This window comes from Acinetobacter sp. B-6, assembly GCF_056930735.1.
Genome location: NZ_JBXPBY010000003.1, coordinates 39,646 through 61,284 on the forward strand (window position 1 = coordinate 39,646; position 21,639 = coordinate 61,284).

Annotated in this window: 17 protein-coding genes; 15 read left to right on the plus strand and 2 right to left on the minus strand. The window is 38.5% G+C overall.

The genetic code is table 11. The features are described from left to right. Positions 1 to 107: 107 nt before the first annotated feature. Genes tssI through AC1Z3T_RS04515 form a run of 4 tightly spaced genes read left to right on the plus strand, consistent with a single transcriptional unit; the run spans position 108 to position 7,708 of the window. Positions 108 to 5,324, plus strand: a complete 5,217-nt coding sequence (gene tssI, locus AC1Z3T_RS04500) for a type VI secretion system tip protein TssI/VgrG (protein WP_483396476.1) — start codon at positions 108 to 110, stop codon at positions 5,322 to 5,324. Beyond that, a complete protein-coding gene (locus AC1Z3T_RS04505) occupies positions 5,324 to 6,145 on the plus strand; it encodes a DUF7738 domain-containing protein (RefSeq protein ID WP_483396477.1) in 822 nt (273 codons plus the stop codon). The genes tssI and AC1Z3T_RS04505 overlap by 1 nt, the downstream gene beginning before the upstream one ends. Continuing rightward, positions 6,120 to 6,893 (plus strand): DUF7738 domain-containing protein, encoded by a 774-nt coding sequence (locus AC1Z3T_RS04510; protein WP_483396478.1) that lies wholly within the window; start codon positions 6,120 to 6,122, stop codon positions 6,891 to 6,893. The genes AC1Z3T_RS04505 and AC1Z3T_RS04510 overlap by 26 nt, the downstream gene beginning before the upstream one ends. Continuing rightward, positions 6,893 to 7,708, plus strand: coding sequence for a DUF7738 domain-containing protein (locus AC1Z3T_RS04515; protein WP_309802608.1), 816 nt, complete (start codon positions 6,893 to 6,895; stop codon positions 7,706 to 7,708). Before AC1Z3T_RS04510 ends, AC1Z3T_RS04515 begins: the two co-directional genes overlap by 1 nt. Before the next feature lie 245 nt (positions 7,709 to 7,953). Here AC1Z3T_RS04515 and AC1Z3T_RS04520 read toward each other — a convergent pair whose 3' ends face one another. Both AC1Z3T_RS04520 and AC1Z3T_RS04525 read right to left on the minus strand, forming a co-directional pair. Continuing rightward, a complete protein-coding gene (locus tag AC1Z3T_RS04520; protein ID WP_009586658.1) occupies positions 7,954 to 9,270 on the minus strand; it encodes a peptidylprolyl isomerase in 1,317 nt (438 codons plus the stop codon). Further along, positions 9,270 to 11,735, minus strand: coding sequence for an LPS-assembly protein LptD (locus AC1Z3T_RS04525; protein WP_010591136.1), 2,466 nt, complete (start codon positions 11,733 to 11,735; stop codon positions 9,270 to 9,272). Before AC1Z3T_RS04525 ends, AC1Z3T_RS04520 begins: the two co-directional genes overlap by 1 nt. Positions 11,736 to 11,854: 119 nt before the next feature. Between AC1Z3T_RS04525 and AC1Z3T_RS04530 the strand changes: the two genes are divergently transcribed. From AC1Z3T_RS04530 to AC1Z3T_RS04580, 11 genes are all read left to right on the plus strand, one after another. Continuing rightward, positions 11,855 to 12,871 (plus strand): aminoglycoside phosphotransferase family protein, encoded by a 1,017-nt coding sequence (locus AC1Z3T_RS04530; protein ID WP_009586646.1) that lies wholly within the window; start codon positions 11,855 to 11,857, stop codon positions 12,869 to 12,871. Continuing rightward, entirely contained in the window at positions 12,868 to 13,557 is a 690-nt protein-coding gene (gene murU, locus AC1Z3T_RS04535; protein WP_004831003.1) for an N-acetylmuramate alpha-1-phosphate uridylyltransferase MurU, read from the plus strand. The genes AC1Z3T_RS04530 and murU overlap by 4 nt, the downstream gene beginning before the upstream one ends. Before the next feature lie 86 nt (positions 13,558 to 13,643). Further along, positions 13,644 to 14,276 (plus strand): 16S rRNA (guanine(527)-N(7))-methyltransferase RsmG, encoded by a 633-nt coding sequence (gene rsmG, locus AC1Z3T_RS04540; protein WP_004831002.1) that lies wholly within the window; start codon positions 13,644 to 13,646, stop codon positions 14,274 to 14,276. A 24-nt stretch (positions 14,277 to 14,300) separates the two neighbouring features. Next, on the plus strand, positions 14,301 to 15,083 hold the full coding sequence (locus tag AC1Z3T_RS04545; protein WP_004831001.1) for a ParA family protein: 783 nt from the start codon (positions 14,301 to 14,303) through the stop codon (positions 15,081 to 15,083). Next, positions 15,080 to 15,970, plus strand: a complete 891-nt coding sequence (locus AC1Z3T_RS04550) for a ParB/RepB/Spo0J family partition protein (RefSeq protein ID WP_004831000.1) — start codon at positions 15,080 to 15,082, stop codon at positions 15,968 to 15,970. Before AC1Z3T_RS04545 ends, AC1Z3T_RS04550 begins: the two co-directional genes overlap by 4 nt. 34 nt (positions 15,971 to 16,004) lie before the next feature. Next, complete coding sequence (locus tag AC1Z3T_RS04555) at positions 16,005 to 16,637, plus strand: MotA/TolQ/ExbB proton channel family protein (RefSeq protein ID WP_004830999.1); 633 nt, start codon at positions 16,005 to 16,007, stop codon at positions 16,635 to 16,637. A 20-nt stretch (positions 16,638 to 16,657) separates the two neighbouring features. Then, positions 16,658 to 17,080 carry an ExbD/TolR family protein gene (locus tag AC1Z3T_RS04560; RefSeq protein ID WP_004830997.1) on the plus strand — a complete coding sequence of 141 codons (423 nt, stop codon included), beginning with the start codon at positions 16,658 to 16,660 and terminating at the stop codon, positions 17,078 to 17,080. 3 nt (positions 17,081 to 17,083) lie between these two features. Next, complete coding sequence (gene msbA / locus AC1Z3T_RS04565; RefSeq protein ID WP_004830996.1) at positions 17,084 to 18,814, plus strand: lipid A export permease/ATP-binding protein MsbA; 1,731 nt, start codon at positions 17,084 to 17,086, stop codon at positions 18,812 to 18,814. A 3-nt stretch (positions 18,815 to 18,817) separates the two neighbouring features. Then, positions 18,818 to 19,834 (plus strand): tetraacyldisaccharide 4'-kinase, encoded by a 1,017-nt coding sequence (gene lpxK, locus AC1Z3T_RS04570; RefSeq protein ID WP_005029269.1) that lies wholly within the window; start codon positions 18,818 to 18,820, stop codon positions 19,832 to 19,834. A 4-nt stretch (positions 19,835 to 19,838) separates the two neighbouring features. Continuing rightward, positions 19,839 to 20,600, plus strand: coding sequence for a 3-deoxy-manno-octulosonate cytidylyltransferase (gene kdsB / locus AC1Z3T_RS04575; protein ID WP_121775060.1), 762 nt, complete (start codon positions 19,839 to 19,841; stop codon positions 20,598 to 20,600). A 38-nt stretch (positions 20,601 to 20,638) separates the two neighbouring features. After that, on the plus strand, positions 20,639 to 21,619 hold the full coding sequence (locus tag AC1Z3T_RS04580) for a DNA polymerase III subunit delta' (RefSeq protein WP_151797318.1): 981 nt from the start codon (positions 20,639 to 20,641) through the stop codon (positions 21,617 to 21,619). Positions 21,620 to 21,639: the final 20 nt, after the last annotated feature.

Below are 21,639 nucleotides of genomic sequence, written 5' to 3' on the forward strand. Positions count from 1 at the left end.
TGAAACAAAAGGTGATATATAAAATTATTTAGATAAAATTAAATATGGACAAAATATGATCTTTTTTGTAGAGTGTTTTTTAATTTAGAACAACTACACAATAACTCATGTTTAATAATATTTATTTTGCTTTGGAAAAATTGGGTCTTACTGCCCAAAAGCGTGCTATCCATGTGTCTTTTTCAAATACTGATCTTCATCAATTGGTATTTTTACAACGCGTTGATGGGATACATGCCATCAATGATGGGGTGAACTTACAACTGATTTGTCTATCTACGCTGAATGATATTGCATTAAAACGCTTTATTGGCTGTCGTGTAGCCATTGATGTGGTCAATGATCGCTCCGAACTCAATCGTATTTCAGGAATTGTCACCAAAGCTGAGGTGGGCGCCTCTGATGGAGCTTTGACGATTTATCGCCTCACGGTTGAAGATCCAACCGCACTATGGAAACAGCGTAGAAACTCGCGCGTATTTATGAATATGTCTGCTTTACAGGTAGTCGAAGTTATATTTAATGAATGGCGAGAAAGATCTCCACTATTTGCTTCAAGTTTAACTTTAGATAAAAGTGGTCTAACCAAAGACTACGATGTCAGACCCTTCATTATGCAGAATAATGAACGAGATATAGACCTTATTCAAAGGCTTCTAGCATCGGAAGGTGTGACGAGTTTAATTGATGAAGCACAGCTTAAAGTCTCTCATTTTAATGAACCCATCCAGCCTCAAAAGCTTCGATTGATTGATGACAATACTCAATACGAAAGTTTAGAACGACGCACGATCCGCTTTCATCGAAGTTCATCTGTAGAGACAAGCGATTCGATTATCAATTTTACAGAACAACGCTCCCTTCAAACGACATCGGTACATATCCACCGTTGGCAAGCCGATATTCTTGAAACCGAAGAAGGTGCAGGCAATGTACAAAGCAAACATCAGCACAGTGACCAGTACGATAACGCCAGTCTAGGCTTAGAACAAGTATGGCACTTTAGCCCTGCATGGACTCAAGACTTAAATGGAGAAGATGGAGTAACACCATCCGGCAACAGTCAGATCGAACGCTTTAACCAAAACCTCAGCAACTACTATGATGCACAAGCTAAACAATTTATCGCAACTTCAACGGTACGAGATGCGCAGGTGGGTTATCACTTTGAACTTAACCAACATCCAAGCCTAGAGCTAAAAGATGTTGCTGATCGGCAATTTCTGATCATATCCAAGACCTTTTATCACCAAAATAATTTACCCAAAGACTTGAGCCATCAAGTCGAAGTACTCATCCAACAAAGCCAATGGCAACTTGCCCATACCGCCACAAACAACAAAGAACAACGCCAAGCCAATCAGCTCATTCTACAACGACGCAATATAGCAGTTGTTCCTGAATATAATCCCTTAACCCAAAGACCCGCAGCCCATCCAATGCGAGCGAGAGTGGTTGGTCCAAGTGGAGAAGAAATTCATGTCGATGAATGGGGGCGCATCAAGGTTCGCTTCCTGTTTACCCGCAAAGAAGACCATAGCCATGATGGTGGTGCAGGTGCGAACGACAATGATACCGACTCAGCTTGGGTCGATGTACTCACGCCTTGGGCAGGCGAAGGCTATGGAGCACGCTTCTTACCGCGTATTGGAGAGTTGGTCGTGGTTGACTTCTTTGCGGGGGATATTGACAGACCTTTTGTGGTGGGACGTATTCATGAGGGATACCGTTATCCAACCAAGTTTGATGACAAAGGCAAGTTACCCGATACCAAGAAGTTGGCAGGGATTAAAAGTAAGGAATATCAGGGTAGTGGCTATAACCAACTGAGATTTGACGACACTACCAACCAGATCAGTAGTCAGTTACACAGTAGTCACGGGGCAAGCCAACTGAATCTTGGCAACCTCAGCCATCCGAAAGAAACAAAGACGAGTGAAGGTCGAGGAGAAGGCTTTGAGCTAAGAACGGATCAATGGGGTGCGGTACGTGCAGGACAAGGCTTACTGCTGAGTACCCATACACAAGATGAGGCATCAGGCAATCATCTAGATACAACCGAAGCCAAAAGTCAGTTAGAAAATAGTCTCAACAATACAAAAGCGCTAAGTGAAGTTGCCAAGCATCAACAAACTGATCCTTTGGAAGTTTTAAATAATTTAAAACACTTCCTTAATCAAATAGAAAAAGGTGAAAAAGATAAAGCAGATGCATTTAAACAAGCTTTAATGCTACTGGCTTCACCAAACTCTATAGCAATGTCGACCAATAGCGACCTTCATCTTTCAGCAGATGGGCAAATCAGCCAGAGCGCAGGCAACAGTATAAATCTGAGTAGCCAAAAGAATCTTATAGCACATGCAAAAAACAAGATCAGTTTATTTGCTGCGCAAGAAGGTGCAAGACTTTATGCTGCAAAAGGCAAGGTTGAAATAAAAGCACATAGTGATGGTGCAGATTTGATTGCGCGTAAAGGTATTCAAATTATTTCGACTGAAGATACGATTTATATGATTAGTCCTAAAGAAATTGTATTTCGTGCGGATACATCTGAATTAAGACTGAATGGCTCAGGTATTTTTTCGACCACGCCAGGCTTGTTTGAGGTTAAATCTGGACAGCAGAAACTTAGCTCTGGGATGAAAGTGAGTGCTGGATTACCTTTGTTGCCGATCGTAAATTTTGCACCAGATCAGCCATTACCGACGCTAAAAAGTACCTATGCCCATGATCAACTTGTTGTATTGGCAAAGACCTTCTCTCAAGAAAGTTTTGTCAGTTTGGTCGCACCGATCTTTGGTTTTGATATTCCAGACAGTTTGTATTTAGCCCTGAAAACCGACTTGGAGAATGGTCTAATTCAACCGCCTGAACATATAGTGACTGCTAAAAGTATCAACGGTCACGCAGCTGGGTTTAATCATCAAGACAAGAAAATCTATCTTGCTGCTGATACAGTGTTATCTGCGCTAGAAAATGACAGTAATTTGGAAAGACTTTATACAGTGCTTTTACATGAGTATGGGCATTACATCGATGATCATTTACGAATCAGTGGCAACTATTCATTAGACAATAGCTTTAATCTGTATGTGATTGTCAAAGGCAATGTGTTGGAAGAAATCGCGAAGAACTTTAATACCACTGTTGAAGAATTATGCTCACTTAATCAAATTTCTGACCCTAATCTTATTTATATTGGTGATATTTTAAAAATACCCGTAAAAATAGAAAAACTAGCACCTGATGCACCACGAGATGAAGGTGCTGTTTATGCATATAATTTAGGTCAATTGACAGAAGGAAAAGACAAAGGCGCAAATACTGAGTTTGAGTTTGCAGAAATAAGCTCTGAAAAGTTTTCAGGAAAGCTGAAAATTACCCCAACATCGGGGAAAAGAGCCGCGAGAATGCATGCTGATTTCGAGTCGCAAATGGACGAAGTGGTAGATGTCCAATATGAATACTTTGGTGCAGGTGAAGGTAAGTTTTCTAAACAAACTAAAATACTGGCAAATAGGGGAACCATAGACCCCAAAACAGGTAAATATATTAAAAAAGATGACAATAAAGGTGTGCGGATTGAACATGGACATCAATCTATTGAAAAAGAAGCCATTGGAGAATTAAACCCAGATAAACCAATTTTTAATAAAGAAACAGTCGATGCTATTTATGCAGGAAATTGGTTAAGGGATCATTCCCAACTGGTCTGTGGGGCTGTGCTGAATACAAGCATTGATGTTGCGATAGATAAACAAGGTAAAATTATTACCATAAAACCAACACGTAAGTTAATAACCAATATATTGGCAGTCTTGGCATATGATCATTTCTTTGATGAAAGTGTCGCAGATGATCTGGCTAAACTACCAGAGTTAAAGTTAAAAAATAATCGTGCTGTTAATTTACAAAAGCATATGCAAAATATGTTAAAAAAAGTCAAATATGGGCAATTGAGTGAAAAAAACCAAAGACGGTATAAAGCATTAGCACTATTTTCTTATGAGCCACGAAGCTCTTTACCACATCGTTTATTTCGTGATTTAAGAGGTAAAAATGGTCAAGAGATATTGGGTGTTTATCGTTTTGAAGAACATATCGACAATCCTTTTGGTGCCAATATTTATACTCATGTAGACAAAGAACTAAACCCTAAACCGAATGATAGAACCTTTCAAACCAACAATGATCAGAAATCTGCACAATTTAATTTAAAAAATTATATTGCTGATAATACTCTAAATAATACACGTGATTCGGCATTTCCAACAGCATTAGAATATATGTTGGGACAGTTAGAAGAAAGCATGAAACAAAACAGTAGCTCGGATGTGCCTTTGCGACATTTAGGCAATGCCTTTCATGTCTTGGAGGATTTTTTCTCTCACAGTAATTTTGTAGAGATTGCACTGATTAAGCATGGTTATACTGATGTTAGGCACAATATATTGAGAAAAAATAATTTTAGTCGTTATGAGCAAATTCCTTTGGTGACAGGAACTTTTGACTCTTGGGATACCTTTGCCAGTATTGGTGGTACTTTAGCCAAGATGGTTGATCCACTTAAAGAGTGGAGTGAATATAAGGGGATGGTCTCTGGCGAACGCAGTTTTTCTGATTTGATTATTCAAGAATTTATTTTTACCCTTGATGCGGTGTCTAAAGATAAGAATTTAACCAAAATTTGGTTTCGATACTTAGAGTTAAGGGATGAAATTTGTGCTTTATATGAAGCAGGCTATGTCGATTTGCTAAAAAAAGCAGCAAAAACCATCAGTGAGTTTAAAAAGCAAACTGCGCTATTAGAAACACTGTTCACTTCACTGTTTAAATTTTTACTCAAATTTGGTGTGAATAATGTTTTAAAGCACTCACATGACATTGTGAGTGTAAAACAAGGGGTAAATCCTGTGATTCATGGTGATAACCCAAGTCATACACAATTGGGTAAAGACGAAGCAGGAAACCCCTTACACTTACTTGCCGCCAATTTAGCGATTATTGCGGTACGTGATGTCGGAACAAAATGGAGGGATTGGTCTAAAAAGCCATCTGCGACAAATAAACAAGCGGTATTAGATACGGCAAAAAGTTATTTTAGACATCCAAGCCGTTGTAATTGGATGGATGAAAGTGTTAAGCAATGGGCAAGACAAAATAAGGATAAAGTCAATCAGGCTAGTGATGGCACGCTGCAAAAAGGTTGGGATACGACCCGACAGGGTGCGTATAAAGGTGCTAAAGCGGCGCAAGAAAAAATTGATGAAGCAGCAGAATCGGTCCAAAAAGGTTTAGATATGATCAAGGGTGGAAAAAAGTAATGCATATATTTCAAAAAAAACTCGCGCTATTTCTACCCCTTTTACTGTGTATCAGTTGTAGTAATGGTCAGTCTACGACAAAGCAAGATGCTGATACAGAAGGTTTTATAAAGAAAATAAATCCACAACATCAGTTTAAGGTCCACGGCTGTGCGATTAATTATAATGGTACGGATTTATATATGAGTTCAGGCGTTGAGCCATGGCTAAAAGCGTTAGGGAAAAACTATCGAGTTGTCGAAACTGTAGATCCAATTAATCGAATTAATCTCTATATTTATGATGATATCGGCGTAAGTTTAATGGAGCGCCAAGTAGATAAGAAGATATCAATGTTTGGATTTTACTTACCGAATCCAGCACATTCTATAGATTTAATTGAAACACCACAAAGTATCGAAAATAAGAAACTTATAGGTGATGAATCACCAAAAAAAAGATTCCAAGATGCAATAAGTATTAACGATATTTTGGTTGGCGCGTATCCCATGCATGATGAGATAAGAAGTTTGTTTCGTGCCAAGACCAGTGTGAGTTATGCCTATACCGCTGATTGTACTGAAGAACAAAAAGATAAAGGTGAATTGTTCTATGTAGACCTAGGTACTTCGTTCAATGAACCAGAAGTGATTGATAATCTATATTTTTATAATTATTTTGACATCATGACTTTGGAACAAAAAAAACAACTAGCACGAAGAACGGATGAAAACGGACGAGAAATTTGTGGAGAATATGTGGATATTAAGACATTTGATGTTCTACCAAGATATTGTACACAAGAAGAATTAGACGATGAAAAGAAACAACAGTCAAAATAAATGGATTCTTTTTTTACCGCTTTTACTGTGTATCAGTTGTAGTAATGGTCAGTCTACGACAAGGCAAGATGCTGAAACAGAAGGTTTTATAAAGAAAATAAATCCACAACATCAGTTTAAGGTTCATGGTTGTGCGATTAATTATAATGGTACCGATTTATATATGAGTTCAGGCGTTGAGCCATGGCTTAAAGCGTTGGGGAAAAACTATCGTAAAGTTGATAGTGCGGATAGTGTCAATCGAATTAATCTCTATATTTACGATGATATCGGTGTTCGTTTGGTTGAACGGAAAAACGATAAAAAAATAGACAGTTTTAGATTTCGTTTAGAGCGCCCTGCACATGATATTCGCAAAGAAACAGATGCAGAAATCGAAGAAGAGTTAAAAAAACCAGATACAAAACAAGTGAGAAGTATATTTAAAGACGCGATTGAGGTGGATGGTGTACTCGTGGGTGCTTATCCAATGCATGATGAGATCAGGGATAAGTTTCGTGCAGAAACAGGGGTGAGTTATAACTTTACAGCGGACTGTAATGACAACCAACAAGGTAAATATTTTTATATTGAGCTAAGTACCAGTTTTAATGATCCTGAAGTGATTGATCATATGTATTTTTATAATTATTTTGACATAATTAGTGATGAAGAAAAAGAAAGACAGCGGAAAGAGTTTTGTGAGGGTCCGGATAGAGATGATCCTATTATTGGGGGAGGATGTGAAAATTATCCTTTAAAAAAATAATGCATATATTTCAAAAAAAACTAGCGCTATTTCTACCCCTTTTACTGTGTATCAGTTGTAGTAATGGTCAGTCTACGACAAAGCAAGATACTGATACAGAAGGTTTTATAAAGAAAATAAATCCACAACATCAGTTTAAGGTCCACGGCTGTGCGATTAATTATAATGGTACGGATTTATATATGAGTTCAGGCGTTGAGCCATGGCTTAAAGCATTAGGTAAAAACTATCGGGTTGTCGAAAGTGTAGATCCAATTAATCGAATTAATATTTATATATATGATGATATCGGTGTTCGTTTGGTTGAACGAATAGCGGATAAACAAATCGATAGTTTTAGGTTTCGTTTAGAGCGCCCAGCACATGATATTCGTAAAGAAACAGATGCAGAAATCGAAGAAGAGTTAAAAAAACCAGATACTGAACAAGTTAGAAGTATATTTAAAGATGCCATCGAGGTGGATGGTGTACTCGTGGGTGCTTATCCAATGCATGATGAGATCAGGGATAAGTTTCGTGCAGGAACAAGCGTGAGTTATAACTATACAGCGTATTGTAATGACAACCAAAAAGGCGAGTCTTTTGGCATTGAATTAAGTACAAGTTTTAATGATCCAGAAGTGATTGATCATATGTATTTTTATAATTATTTAGATATCATGACTGAAGAACAAAAGAAAAAGTTATACCGTAGAACGGATGAAAATGGACGAGAAATTTGTGATGAATATTTTGACATACCAAAAATGAAAATTGTTCCGAGATATTGTACGCAAGAAGAATTAGACGATGAAAAGAAACAACAGTCAAAATAAAGGAAAAGAAGCCCCTATTTAAGGCGTTCACATTGGCATTTATATGGGTATGGTATGATAGAAAAAATCAGCGCTGTGATTTCAAGATTTTACCTTTAACCATGATTGGTGGTTATCCAAAGAGTTAGATTTCATGATTCAGTAAGAAGTCTGTTTTAGCCACTGTAGGCAAACTTTATTTCACAGCATTGATTTTTCTTACGGCATAAAAAAACCAGTGCAAAGCACTGGTTTTTATTTGATACTTAATTTTGATTTTTCTTTGGATCTAAACTTGGATCTTTAATTTCAATATAAGTATTGGCACGCAACTCTCTTAACCAACTGTCATATTCTGATTCAAATTGGCGTTCCCCTAAAATTTGACGAGCCATACGTTTTTGATATTCAGAAGTCATATCTTGTTGACGTTTGCCAGTGACTTGCAGGATATGCCAACCAAATTGGGTTTCGAATGGCTTGCTGATTTCGTTGACTGTCGCACTTTGCATCATTTTATCAAATTCAGGAACCATCATGCCTGGGCTGACCCATCCTAAGCTACCACCATCACGTGCTGAACCGGGGTCATTCGAATATGTTGATGCAAGTGTTGCAAAATCTTCACCCGCTTTGAGACGGTTATAGATACTCTCAATCATTTGTTTAGCGTTTTCAGGGCTAACTACTTCGGAAGTTTTAATGAGAATATGACGAGTTTCAAACTGTGGAACAAGTGCTTTTTGCTCATTTGATTTCTTTTCAAGTAGTTTTAAAACATGAATACCATCTTTCGCTTGGACCAACTCAGTGGTTTGTCCTGGTTCAAGAGAGCTTACTCGGGCAGCAAGTTCAGTTGGGATTTCTGAAAGTGGTCGAAAGCCCATGTCCGCACCATCTACTTTGATTTGAGCCGTGCTGAATTTTTTCTCTAAACTTTTTACATCATCTGTGCCTTTTAAATCAGTACGAACAGATTTGGCAACTGCCTCAAGTTCATCCGCAGGGGCATTACCTGATATACGCATATGTAGGACATGTGCTTGGCTTCCAACAGCAGCTTGACCTTCAGGTGATTTTAAAAAGTTTTCAACATCAAGATCGGTAATTTTAATACGAGACATGACTTGTTGTTGACTGAGACGCTGAATCAATAAATCTTCGGAAACACGATCACGTAATAATTCATATGTTCCGGGTGCAACGCTATCTAGTTTTTGTTGGAAAGCTTCTAAAGAATTAGAGCCGGACTGTTGAGCGACTTTAAGAACAGCTTCATTTAAGCTTTTTTCATCAGCTTTTAAACCATATTTTTTAACTTGCTCAAGTTGTGCGTCATGGGTGATGAGCTGATTGAGCACTTGCTGTTGCAAAATAATTTGCGGCGGGAGTTCTTTTTTTTGTGCTTGGAACTTATGTGCAGCTTCAGCAACGCCTTGGTCTAAATCGCTTTTTAAAATTGCTGTAGAACCAACAATGGCAATGATTTGATCTTTAGGTGCTGCATAAACCGATAACGATGTAGAGATGAGTAAAGCTAAGGTTGATGCTTTAAATAGTTCTTTAAATTTTTGCGTCTTCATTAATGAGTCCAAGATTGATTAGCTTTATCAAAACCTAAAATACGATTTTGAAGTAATGAACTTAACTTGTTGTTCAAACCACCTAGTCCTTTGAGTGTGATTTCAGCCATAACTGCGCGTTTTGGCTTGGTATCTGGGAGAGAAACATCATCTAGATCATTGAAGTAAGAACGACCATAGACCGAAATTCCCCAACAACAAGATTCATAATTCACACCTAATAGATATTCGCGTGCAACATGGTTGTCAAGGTCATATTGAACATGACCCATAATACGCCAGTTATCTTTTACTGGTTGTATAAATGATGCAACTGCTTGATCGTATTCTCGTTGGCGATCAGGGAGGTTGTTTCTATAAAAATATCCAACGTTGTATAAATTTCCTTTTTCACCTGTGTAATACATTTGGAAGTCATGTTGTGCACTATCGCCATTGGACATCCAAGCTGAATTGGTGCTTACAGTAAAGTTTTGCGAAAGCTGACTCGAAATGCTGATCACAGGACCAGTGTGTTTTTCTTTATCCAACTCATCTGTATTGTTGAGTAAAGTAACTTTACGATCATCAAAATAATAACTTTGTCCAATACTGGCTCTTAAGCGTTCTAAACCAACCGTATCAAATAGACTATAACTTACCCCGAGTGACAAGAAGTTGTTATCTTCAAGGCGGTCATGACCGTAAAAACGGTAAGGGCTAAACAATTGATCATAACTGATTGATGCACTAGTCGAATCAAAGTTTGGATAACCCGTTTGATTTTTATACGGTGCATAAGCATAGAATGCGCGAGGAGTAATGGTTTGAAGGAACTTACCATCTTTTTCAAAGGTTAGCCCAGTGTCCAAAGTAAACTGAGGAACAACCACAGATTTATTTTTTGAATCTTGACTTTGGTTGTTAAGATTCAATTGATCCACAGTAGTTTGGTCATAGAATGTATTTAAACTACGGACAGAAACTTCTGGAATGACGAATGACCACGGATTACGGAAGTTATAACGTGTCGCAAACTGATTATATAAACGTGTACCGCTAGGTTGGTTGCTATAATCAGCATCATTAATATCTTTTTTGAAATATGCAGTATCGTTGTTAAATTCGTATTCCCAGCCTTGATAATCGCCACCTACATAATTGAGTAGAAACTGCGGTAGACGAGCATAAGGTCTGTCTACATCTTTGACTGTCTTATCTAAGGTTTGGAAATCTTCAACTTTTAATTGAGCTTTTAAACCAGGAATACCGTGGTTGTAGTTGAGTTCCCAAGCGCGTCGTTGATTCAGTTCGGTACGCGAGTTTGGATTGCTGTCTAAGTCAGAAAAAAAGTCTTTATCAGACACATAGTTATATTCTAGATTGGTCGACCATTGCTTATCGATATTCCATCTATGTAGAAAATGTAAGTCCTTACGATCTTCATCATCGTAGCCACGATCTGAAGGCAAGTAACTCCCCCAAATACTACCCGCACCAAAATTCTCGGTTAAATAACGGAATTCGCCTTGAGCCATTAGACCACGGTCTGTAATGAGTCGAGGAGTGATGGTCGCATCATAATTCGGCGCTAAGTTTAAATAAACTGGAACCGCAAGTTCAAAGCCACCGTCGTTGGTAAACCCGAAGTTTGGACTAATGATCCCCGTGGTACGACGATCATCAATTGGGAAATTGAAGTAAGGAACAGCAAGTACAGGAACATCTTTTACATATAATTTGGTACCACGCGTTACACCGCGCCCAGTTTCTTGATCGAGCTCAATCTTATTGGCTTGGATTTTCCAAGTTGGTTTCTGGTCAGGTGGGCATGTACTATAACTGGCATTTTCTAGTACGATATTTGTTGGTGATGTTCTTTCAATTTTTGCTGCATGACCATGCGCATGTGTTATTTCAGCAATATAAAAACTATTGTTTAATTGCCCAGTTTCATCTTTTAGGTTGTAATCAATCTGATCGCTTTGCGCAATGATACCGCCTTGCGCCATTTGTACATTGCCTTTTGCTTTTGCAAAAGTTTGTGTTTTATCAATGGTTACTTCATCTGCGCGAATCATTCGCCCAGATTGATCAATCATGACATCTCCAGACAACACAGAGTCGCCATTTGGATTGTAGTAGGCTTGATCAGCAGTAATGACAGATGAAGCTTCTTGAGGGTCAACTGTTTTTGCCTGAGTGCTAAATGGAGTAACCCAAACCCCTTCACAGTAGCGATTACTTGCATTGTTTTCATCACGTACTTGGGCTTCAGGCGCGTTTTTGTCTACATAGTATTGTTCAAAAAAGTTTTGACCAGGGTAACTCTCTTTAATCGTAGCATTTAATTGCTTGTTATTCACTTTGGAGACAGCTGCTTCAGAAACAGAGGTTGTCGATTCAGCATAGCTGGATACTGAACTTCCACAAAGAAGTGTCAAAATAGCAGTCGCTAAAGGATTAAATTTAAACTGATGCTTCATTTGTCTCATTAACCAAATATGCTAATCGCAATTAATTATTGTCGCATCATAGAGAAAAAGTTGATAAGTAGCTACACTTAGCACTTCAAAAATTCAGCCTGAATTAGATTAAATTGCAAATGAATACACAACGTGAACACTTGATACAAACATGGATAACATCTGTACTCAGTTCAGATCAATTTGAAATCAATTTTTTAGCAGGCGATGCGAGTTTCCGTCGTTATGCACGAATTACTTTGAATAATAAAACATTTATGCTGATGGATGCACCTCCTGAGAAGGAAGATTGTCGTCCTTTTGTTGCGATTGATGAATTCTTTGACTCAAATGGTGTCAGAGTTCCGCATATTGTCGCAAAAGATCTACAACAAGGTCTGTTATTGCTTGAAGATTTTGGCGATGTTCTGCTGTCTACACAATTAAATGAACAAACAGTAGACGCACATTATGCGCAAAGTTTTAAACAGTTGGTGCAATTGCAATCAATTGAAGGTAAAGCGCATCTACCCGCATATGCTTATGAAAAGTTAATTTCAGAAATGGAGTTGTTGACGGATTGGTTATTGCCTGCTTTAAACATTCAAGTGAGTCAAGAAGAGCAAGCTTTAATCAAACGAACTTTTGCAATATTGGCAAATGCTGCTTTGGCACAGCCACAAGTGATCGTTCACCGAGACTTTCATAGTCGCAACTTGATGATTCTTGAAGGTGAGGTTGAACAGGGTATCATCGATTTCCAAGATGCTGTGATTGGTGCGGATACTTATGATTTGATTTCAATTACCCGTGATGCTTATGTGCAATGGAATCCTGAACGTGTGTATTCATGGTTTAAAATGTTCTATGCGCTTTTACCTGAATCAGCGAAACATGAGCGTAGTTTTGAGCAGTTTAAACAAGATGCCGATTTGATGGCAATTCAGCGTCATATCAAAATTTTAGGTATTTTTGTGCGTTTATTTGAGCGTGATGGAAAATCAGGTTATCTCAAAGATTTACCGCGCGTAATGTGGTATTTACTGGAAGAGTCTAAACCGTATGCGGAATTGCAACCGTTTATGAACTTTATACATACAAGAGTTTTGCCTAAATTTGAAGACAAATATGGTAAATATGAGGTGGTTGCAGCATGAAAGCAATGATTTTAGCTGCAGGGTTGGGCAATAGAATGCGTCCTTTAACCTTATATAAGCCAAAACCTTTATTAGAGGTGGGAGGCAAAGCACTTATTGTTTGGCATATTGAAAAATTAAAAAAAATAGGTGTGACTGAAATTATCATTAACTCTGCATGGTTGGCAGATATTTTGATTGGTACATTGGGAGATGGTGCTCAGTTTGGTGTAACAATTCGCTGGACCAGAGAGGATGAGGGTTTGGAAACCGCAGGAGGCATTATCAATGCTTTGCCTTTGTTGGGCGACGAGCCTTTTATTTTAATCAATGGTGATGTTTGGACCACATTTGATTTCTCTGCCTTACTTGATGTGAAACTTGATAAAGATTTAGCACATTTGGTTTTTGTTACAAATCCTGAACAACATCCTAAGGGTGATTTCACTTTGTTAAATGGTCGAGCTTATACTTTTGATCAAGAACAGCTTGGTGAAAATTTAACCTATAGTGGTGTCGCTATCATCAATCCTAAAATGTTTGATGGTTTGGAACATGGTAAACGACCATTGGCTCCATTGCTCAAACAAGGCATGTTGGATGGCAAGATTTCTGCAGAAAAGATGCAAGCGGCATGGGTTGATGTAGGGACTCCTGAGCGTTTAACCGCCTTAGATTTGCAAATTAGACAGGGTGTATATGCTTAACTGCATATTAACTCATCGCTAACTACTGTTCCACGGGCTAGAAATCGGTATACTTTCAGCTAATTTTTTAGAGATGTTATTCGATCATGCATCCATTTTTTCAAGAGTTAAAGCAAGGTAGCTTAAAGCTTGGCTTAGAACTGACTGATGAAGCTTTAGAATTGTTGTTGCGTTATCAAGATGCACTCGTCCTGTGGAACAAAGCATATAACTTAACCGCAATTCGTGATCCCAAAGAAATGTTGGTTAAACATTTGTTAGATAGTCTAAGTATTTTAAATGATTTACCTCAAGGTCGTTTGTTAGATATCGGAACAGGTGGTGGTATGCCTGGGATGATTATTGCATTGTGTCAGCCAGCGCGTCAGTGCGTGTTGCTTGACTCAAATGGTAAGAAAATTCGTTTTCTGAAACAGTTTATTGCAGATTTAAAATTAAAAAATGTCGTTGCGGTGCAGACGCGCGTAGAAAATGAAGACAGTATCAATGACCTTGGGCAGTTTGATGTGATTACCAGTCGTGCATTTGCTTCATTGACTGATTTTGTCGCTGCCTCAAAGCCTTATATGCATGAGAAAAGCATTATTGCTTCAATGAAAGGGTTGGTGCCTACAGAAGAAGTGGATGCACTGAAAGATCATTGGCAATGTGATATTGTAGAGTTGCATGTGCCGCGATTAGATGAACAACGTCATTTACTTTTATTAAAACAGATCTAAAACAGACAAAGGATTGGGGTTACCATGGCTCAAATTATTGCTATCGCAAACCAAAAAGGTGGCGTCGGTAAAACCACAACAGCCGTAAATTTGGCTGCCTCTTTGGCAGTATTGAAAAAGCGTGTTTTATTGGTCGATATGGACTCTCAAGGCAATGCCACAATGGGGTCTGGAATTCAAAAAAATGATTTATTGTATTCAGTTACTGATGTGTTGCTGAGTGAAGTTCCAATTGAAACAGCGATTACTAAAGCTGAAGTCGGTTATAAAGTTTTAGGTTCAAATCGTGATTTGGCTGGTGTAGAGCTGGCAATTGCAGAACAAGAAGGGCGTGAATTTATTTTACGTAATGCTTTGCAACAGATTGAAAAAGATTTTGATTACATTATTGTCGATTGCGCTCCAAGTCTCAGTTTGATTACAGTAAATGCACTGGCTGCAGTTGATGCTGTCATTATTCCAATGCAATGTGAGTATTATGCACTGGAAGGTCTTGCAGATTTGACACAAACCATCGATAAAATTCAACAAGCGCTGAATCCTGAGTTGGAAATTATTGGGGTGCTTCGAACCATGTATGATGCACGTAATGCATTGACTCGTGATGTTTCTGCCGAACTTGAACAGTATTTTGGCAAAAAACTTTATGATACAGTGATTCCGCGTAATGTGCGTTTGGCTGAAGCGCCAGCACATGGTTTGCCGATTATTTATTTTGAGAAAAGCTCTAAAGGTGCAATTGCATATTTAAATTTAGCAGCTGAAATGTTGAAAAAGAGTAAAGTGAAAAAAGGAAATAAAGCATGACCGTTAAAAAAAGAGGCTTGGCTAAAGGTCGTGGCTTAGATGCATTATTAGGTTCAATCCAAAAAGAAAAATTACAGCTTGAAGTTCAAGCTTTGGATCATGGTCAGTTAAAACAGATTGATGTCAATCAATTAAAACGTGGTGCATATCAGCCGCGTCGCTTTATTGATGAGCAAGACCTACAAGAGCTTGCGGCTTCGATTAAAAAACACGGTGTTATGCAGCCGATAGTGATTCGTCCAATTGAGAGTGCTGAAACACCTTACGAAATTATTGCGGGTGAGCGACGTTGGCGAGCTGCACAGTTAGCGGGTTTAACAGAAATCCCCGCAATTGTTCGTGATTTGACTGATCAGGTTGCGATTGCATTGGCATTGATCGAGAACATTCAACGTCAAGATCTTAATCCTGTAGATCAAGCTTTGGCTTTACAGCGTTTCCATGATGAATTTGGTCTAAGCCATCAAGAAATTGCGGATACGGTAGGTAAGGCACGTACAACCGTGAGTAATTTATTACGCCTATTAAGTCTCGATGATGAAATTAAAAATCTGATGCAACAAGGCTTATTGGATATGGGGCATGCGCGTGCCATATTGACCTTGAAAGCCAAAGATCAATTACAAATTGCCAAAATGGTAATTGATCGCAACTTATCAGTTCGTCAAACTGAACAGCTGGTACGTGATTGGAATACGCCTAAACAGGAAAAATCTAAAGACCCACTTGCACCTGATGTGCAGCAATTGACGCAAAAACTTTCGGAACGTTTCAGCGCCAGTGTAAAATTAGATTATAACAAGCAAGGCAAAGGGAAGTTGGTCATCAGTTATAACTCACTTGATGAGTTGGATGGTATTTTAAATATCTGTTTAGCAGAACAATAATTTTTTCATGATTGATTAATTTGGGGAACTAAAGATGTGGGAACTTGTTAAAGCCGGCGGTTGGTTAATGCTGCCATTGGTTTTATGTTCGATTTTTACAGTTGCAATTTCGATCGAGAGATTTATACGACTAAAACGATCTTTAGTTCTGCCTAAATCATTGATGCTGTATAAAGGACGAGATATTGATGAGGTTCTAGATGTTTTGGAACAGGATCAATCTGCGCGCCAATCAGCATTGGGGTATATTTTTAAAGATGCCGTGGATGCTTATTCTCAAGGTGAAGAATACGCGCGCGCGCAAATGGAAGTGACAGCTTCACGTGAAATCGGATATTTAGAAAAAAACATCAATTTCTTGGGGACTTTAAGTGCTGTTGCACCTTTGTTGGGTTTGTTAGGTACAGTAATTGGGATTATCGAGTCATTTTTAGTGATTGATTTGGGTTCAACTGCAAATCCAACCATGATGATTCCAGGTATATCAAAAGCGTTGATCACAACAGCCGCTGGGATGTTGATCGCAATTCCTGCTCTATTTGCTTATCGCTATTTTCAACGTTTGGTACAGGAATATGTGGCTGAATTAGAACAACAATCAACATTATTTCATGCAGCATTATTTTTTCAAAAACACCTTGAAAGTGCACAACGAAAAGCAGGTTAAGGCTGAGCTGGAGGTGTTTTATGAAATTTAAACGAAGAACGGTTGAAGATATTCATATCAACCTTACCCCATTGATCGATTGTTTATTGTTTATCTTGGTGATTTTGTTATTGACCACCACGTTTAATCAACAGAGTCGTATCAATCTGTCTTTACCTGATGCGCAAGGTGTTCCGCCAAAAGAATACAAAAACAAGATTGAAGTCATGGTAGACTCGACAGGTCATTATGCGGTAAACGGTCAGGCACTTTCCAGTAAAGAGTCTGCTGATTTAAGTACTGCGATCAAACAGGCAGCCAATGATAAACGTGATTTAATGTTTGTCATTGCCGCTGATGCGAAAGCCACTCATCAAGATGTTATTCGAGTAATGGATGTCGCAGGACAACTGGGTTTCGTCAATATCAATATCAGTACTAAAGTTCCATCTCGAGGTTATTAATTCGTGAATCAAGATTTTAAGGTTTATATTCGCCTATTGGCATATTTGAAGCCATATTGGGGGGCAGCCTTACTCGTTATTGTCGGATTTGGAATAAATGCAGCCACTGAAGTCTCAGTTGCTAAGTTACTCAAATATATTATTGATGCGATTCAAAGCGGTAGCCGTAGTGATCTTGATTGGTTTCCTGCATTAATTATTTTGCTTATTTTCTTTCGCGGTTTAGGTTTATTCATGGGCGGGTATTTCACCGCTGTGATTTCCAGAAGTTTGGTGTTTAGTATACGCCAAGAAATTTATGCCAAACTGCTCAAACTGCCTGCACAATATTATCTTGATAACTCATCAGGTCATATTACTGCAAAGATTATGTATAACGTTGAGCAGTTAACGGCAGCTTCATCAGAATCACTGAAAACATTGGTTCGAGACGGTACGATTACACTCGGTTTATTGGGCTATTTACTTTATACCAATTGGCGTTTAACACTGTGTATTTTTATCTTTATGCCCATTATTGGTCTGCTGGTACGTAAAGCATCTAAGCGTATGCGTAAACTATCGATTCAAGTGCAAAATACCATGGGTGATGTTAACCATATTGTGCACGAAACAGTAAGCGGTAATGCTGTTGTTAAAAGCTTTGCTGGTGAGGATAGTGAACAAGCTCGTTTTTACAAGTCATCCCAAGAGAATTTAAGACGCGGCTTGAAAATGGTCGTGGTGCAGAATTTAAATAGCCCACTTGTGCAATTGGTGATGTCGTTTGCATTGGGGATTATTATTTGGTTGGCATTACGTCCGCAAATTTTGGGTGATACTTCAGCGGGCGAGTTTGTTGCTTATATCACTGCAGCAGGTTTGTTGGCAAAACCAATTAAAAACTTAACAGATATCAATGAGAAATTACAGCGAGGTATGGCTGCTGCATATTCAGTGTTTGAAGTTTTAGATTTACCACAAGAAGAAAACACGGGTACAAAGACTCCTGAGCTACAAGGCAATATTAAATTTGAGCATGTCGATTTAACTTATAAAAATAATGTCAAAGCAATTGATAATTTATCATTAGATATACAATCAGGACAAACTGTCGCACTGGTTGGTCGTTCTGGGGCTGGAAAATCATCACTTGTTAATATGTTGGTGCGTTTCCAAGAAAAAAGCGCAGGTGAAATCTATTTAGATGATTTACCGATTTGTGATATTGAATTGACATGTTTACGTTCGCAAGTTGCGATGGTCAACCAACAAGTGGTTTTGTTTGATCGAACTGTTCGTGAAAATATTGCCTATGGTCAGTTGGAAGCAGCCACAGAAGAGCAAGTGATTGCTGCTGCAAAAGCGGCTTATGCACATGATTTTATCATGGCATTGCCAAAAGGCTATGATACGCCATTGGGTGCGCAGGGGCTTAGCCTATCAGGTGGGCAACGTCAACGAATTGCGATTGCACGTGCACTTCTTAAGAATGCGCCTATTCTTATTCTGGATGAAGCGACCAGTGCTTTAGACAATGAATCTGAGCATTTCATTCAGAAAGCCTTTGATGAAGCAATTTTAGATAAAAATCGAACAACGATTGTAATTGCACACCGTCTTTCGACTATTGAAAATGCAGATAAGATTGTGGTTATGGATAAAGGGCGTATTATAGAACAAGGTAGCCATGCTGAATTGTTGGCAAAACACGGCGCTTACTATCAGTTACATGAACGCAATTTTGAGGAATAACGGATGTCTCTCGCGCAAATCATTCAAGATGCTTGGAATAAACAATCCAAGTGGTTGATTGTACTGCGTCCGTTGTCATGGCTATATCAATTTGGTTTTGTTCTCAATAAACAGTTGTATCAATTTGGACTCAAAGAAACGTATAAAGCTCCAGTCCCGGTGATGATCATTGGAAACATCACTGTAGGTGGAAGTGGGAAAACTCCACTTTTGATTCAGTTGGTCAAATATTTACAACTTAATCAGGTTCGTGTCGGTGTGATTAGTCGTGGTTATGGGGGTAAGGGTCCATTTCCTGCACTGGTAACATTAGATTCCTTACCTGAAGCGGTGGGTGATGAGCCTTGTTTGATTGTGCAATCGACTGATGTGCCTATGGTGGTTGGCGCAAATCGCCGTGCAAGCATTGAGCTGTTGCTTCAGCGTTATGATTTGGATTTGATTATTAGTGATGATGGTTTGCAGCATTGGGCATTGCAACGACAGATTGAATGGATTGTTTTAGATAATAATCGAGGCTTAGGGAATAAAAAAATGCTTCCCGAAGGTTATCTGCGAGAACCAATCAGTCGTTTAAAGCAAAGTACAGTGATTGAACATGCGCAACAGCCACATTCACCATTGAACATGCATTTAGAGGTTGCCGAACCTTATTTGTTAAATCCTTTTTTTGATCAAGCTGAAGCTTTTGACCCCACGCTCGATTATTATGCGGTGGTGGGTATTGGGTTCCCACAGCGATTCTACAATACTCTGGAAAGTATTGGTGTGAGCCAATTTCAATGTCATGAGTTCCCAGACCATCATGATTATGAAATTGATGATTTACAATTTGAAGATGCAAATCCAATCATTACGACTGAAAAAGATGCGGTGAAATTACTGGCTTTATTAAAAGATCATCCTGAATTTAATCGCGAAATTTGGGTGGTTCCTGTCGGTGCAGTACTCTCAGAAGAATGTTATTTGCTCCTTAATCAACAACTCTCTCAGCTTGGTATTGATCTAATACAAGGTTAATTTGATGAAACATATTGTTATTCCTGCACGTTTTTCGAGTACACGTTTACCTGGAAAGCCACTTTTAGAAATTCATGGTCGTGCAATGATTCTGCGTGTCGTTGATCAAGCAAAAAAAGTTCAGGGGTTTGATGATCTGTGTGTAGCAACAGATGATCCACGTATTGCTGAGATTTGTCGTCAGGAGGGTGTGGATGTGGTGATTACAGATCCTAATCATCCATCGGGTACTGATCGTTTGAGTGAGGTTGCTCGAATCAAAGGTTGGGATGCAGATGATATCATTGTCAATGTGCAAGGCGATGAACCTTTACTCCCTGCACCATTGGTCATTCAAGTCGCAACACTGCTTGCCGAAAATCCACAATGTTCAATGTCAACACTATGCGAACCCATTCATCAGCTTGAAGAGTTCCAGCGTGAAAGTATTGTTAAAGTGGTCATGTCAAAATTTAACGAAGCGCTTTATTTTAGTCGTTCACCGATTCCGTATGAACGTAAAACTGAACAACTGAATGATCAAACATTACATCAATCTGCATATCGACATTTAGGTTTGTATGCGTATCGGGTGAAATTGTTACAAGAATATGTGACTTGGGATATGGGCACTTTGGAGCGTTTAGAGAGCCTTGAACAATTACGTGTTTTAGAGAATGGACATCGTATTGCCATAGATATTGCACAAGTCAATTTACCGCCAGGTGTGGATACACAAGCAGATTTAGATCGTTTAAATGCCTTAGATGTTTCTGTTTTTAAATAATTTATATTTAAGCTATTTGTTTTTTAGGTCTTTAATTTATGGATGCATCAAGTTCTCAGGTTTACCCTTGGCAACAACAAACATGGGATACACTGACTACACGTTTTCCCAAATTAGGACACGGTCTACTATTTTATGGTAAAAAGGGCTGTGGCAAAGAGGCTTTTGCACAGCATTTTTTGTCATGGGTTTTATGTTTAAATAAGACGCCACAAGGTGCTTGTGGTGAGTGTAGCAGTTGTCAGTGGTTAAAATCGGATACCCATCCTAATTATGTCAATATCACGACCGATGAAGAGAATAAGAAACAAAACGCGAAAATTAAGATCGAGAAGATCCGTGATTTACTACCATTTGTGCAACAGACAGTAGATGGTTGGCGCGTTATTGTGATTGAACCCGCTGAAGCATTAAATATTGCTTCAGCAAATGCATTATTAAAAACACTCGAAGAGCCTGGTGAACGGGTATTGATTATTTTGTTGGCGGATCATTATCTAAAGCTTCCTGCAACAATTCGTAGTCGATTACAGCATTTTGCGATGGATCGTATTACTCCTATACAAACAGAGCAGTATTTACAGCAACAACTTCCTGTAGAAAAACATGCTCAAATTCAGTTGTTGATGAACTTATCTAACAATATGCCTTTACAAGCACAGTCCCTTGCAGAATTGGATTGGCTGAATCGGCGTGGGGAATTTTTGCAAGATTGGTTCAAACTGGTCAGTCAAAAAAGCATGCCAATGCAGTTTGCTTCAAAATGGAATAAAGAACTGAGTTTTTATGATCTGATTCAAATGTTTGAATACTTGTTGTCAGATATAATTTGTGTCAAGCTGAATCAAGTTGTCAAAAATTCAGATTTAGTGTTTTCAGAGATTGCGACACAATATGATTTACAAACACTGTTCTCGATTTATGAAAACTTACAACAAGCGAAACTCAAAGTTGATCAAAATGTACAAACAAATCTAATTATTGATCAACTCACCATTCAGTTAATGAATGTGACATAAAATTTGAATATTTAAGGGGA

Bases quoted from the DNA above. Each gene is read 5' to 3' on its own strand.
- tssI (WP_483396476.1), top strand. From the start codon at position 108: ATGTTTAATAATATTTATTTTGCTTTGGAAAAATTGGGTCTTACTGCC.
- AC1Z3T_RS04505 (WP_483396477.1), top strand. From the start codon at position 5,324: ATGCATATATTTCAAAAAAAACTCGCGCTATTTCTACCCCTTTTACTG.
- AC1Z3T_RS04510 (WP_483396478.1), top strand. From the start codon at position 6,120: ATGAAAAGAAACAACAGTCAAAATAAATGGATTCTTTTTTTACCGCTT.
- AC1Z3T_RS04515 (WP_309802608.1), top strand. From the start codon at position 6,893: ATGCATATATTTCAAAAAAAACTAGCGCTATTTCTACCCCTTTTACTG.
- AC1Z3T_RS04520 (WP_009586658.1), bottom strand. From the start codon at position 9,270: ATGAAGACGCAAAAATTTAAAGAACTATTTAAAGCATCAACCTTAGCT.
- AC1Z3T_RS04525 (WP_010591136.1), bottom strand. From the start codon at position 11,735: ATGAAGCATCAGTTTAAATTTAATCCTTTAGCGACTGCTATTTTGACA.
- AC1Z3T_RS04530 (WP_009586646.1), top strand. From the start codon at position 11,855: ATGAATACACAACGTGAACACTTGATACAAACATGGATAACATCTGTA.
- murU (WP_004831003.1), top strand. From the start codon at position 12,868: ATGAAAGCAATGATTTTAGCTGCAGGGTTGGGCAATAGAATGCGTCCT.
- rsmG (WP_004831002.1), top strand. From the start codon at position 13,644: ATGCATCCATTTTTTCAAGAGTTAAAGCAAGGTAGCTTAAAGCTTGGC.
- AC1Z3T_RS04545 (WP_004831001.1), top strand. From the start codon at position 14,301: ATGGCTCAAATTATTGCTATCGCAAACCAAAAAGGTGGCGTCGGTAAA.
- AC1Z3T_RS04550 (WP_004831000.1), top strand. From the start codon at position 15,080: ATGACCGTTAAAAAAAGAGGCTTGGCTAAAGGTCGTGGCTTAGATGCA.
- AC1Z3T_RS04555 (WP_004830999.1), top strand. From the start codon at position 16,005: ATGTGGGAACTTGTTAAAGCCGGCGGTTGGTTAATGCTGCCATTGGTT.
- AC1Z3T_RS04560 (WP_004830997.1), top strand. From the start codon at position 16,658: ATGAAATTTAAACGAAGAACGGTTGAAGATATTCATATCAACCTTACC.
- lpxK (WP_005029269.1), top strand. From the start codon at position 18,818: ATGTCTCTCGCGCAAATCATTCAAGATGCTTGGAATAAACAATCCAAG.
- kdsB (WP_121775060.1), top strand. From the start codon at position 19,839: ATGAAACATATTGTTATTCCTGCACGTTTTTCGAGTACACGTTTACCT.
- AC1Z3T_RS04580 (WP_151797318.1), top strand. From the start codon at position 20,639: ATGGATGCATCAAGTTCTCAGGTTTACCCTTGGCAACAACAAACATGG.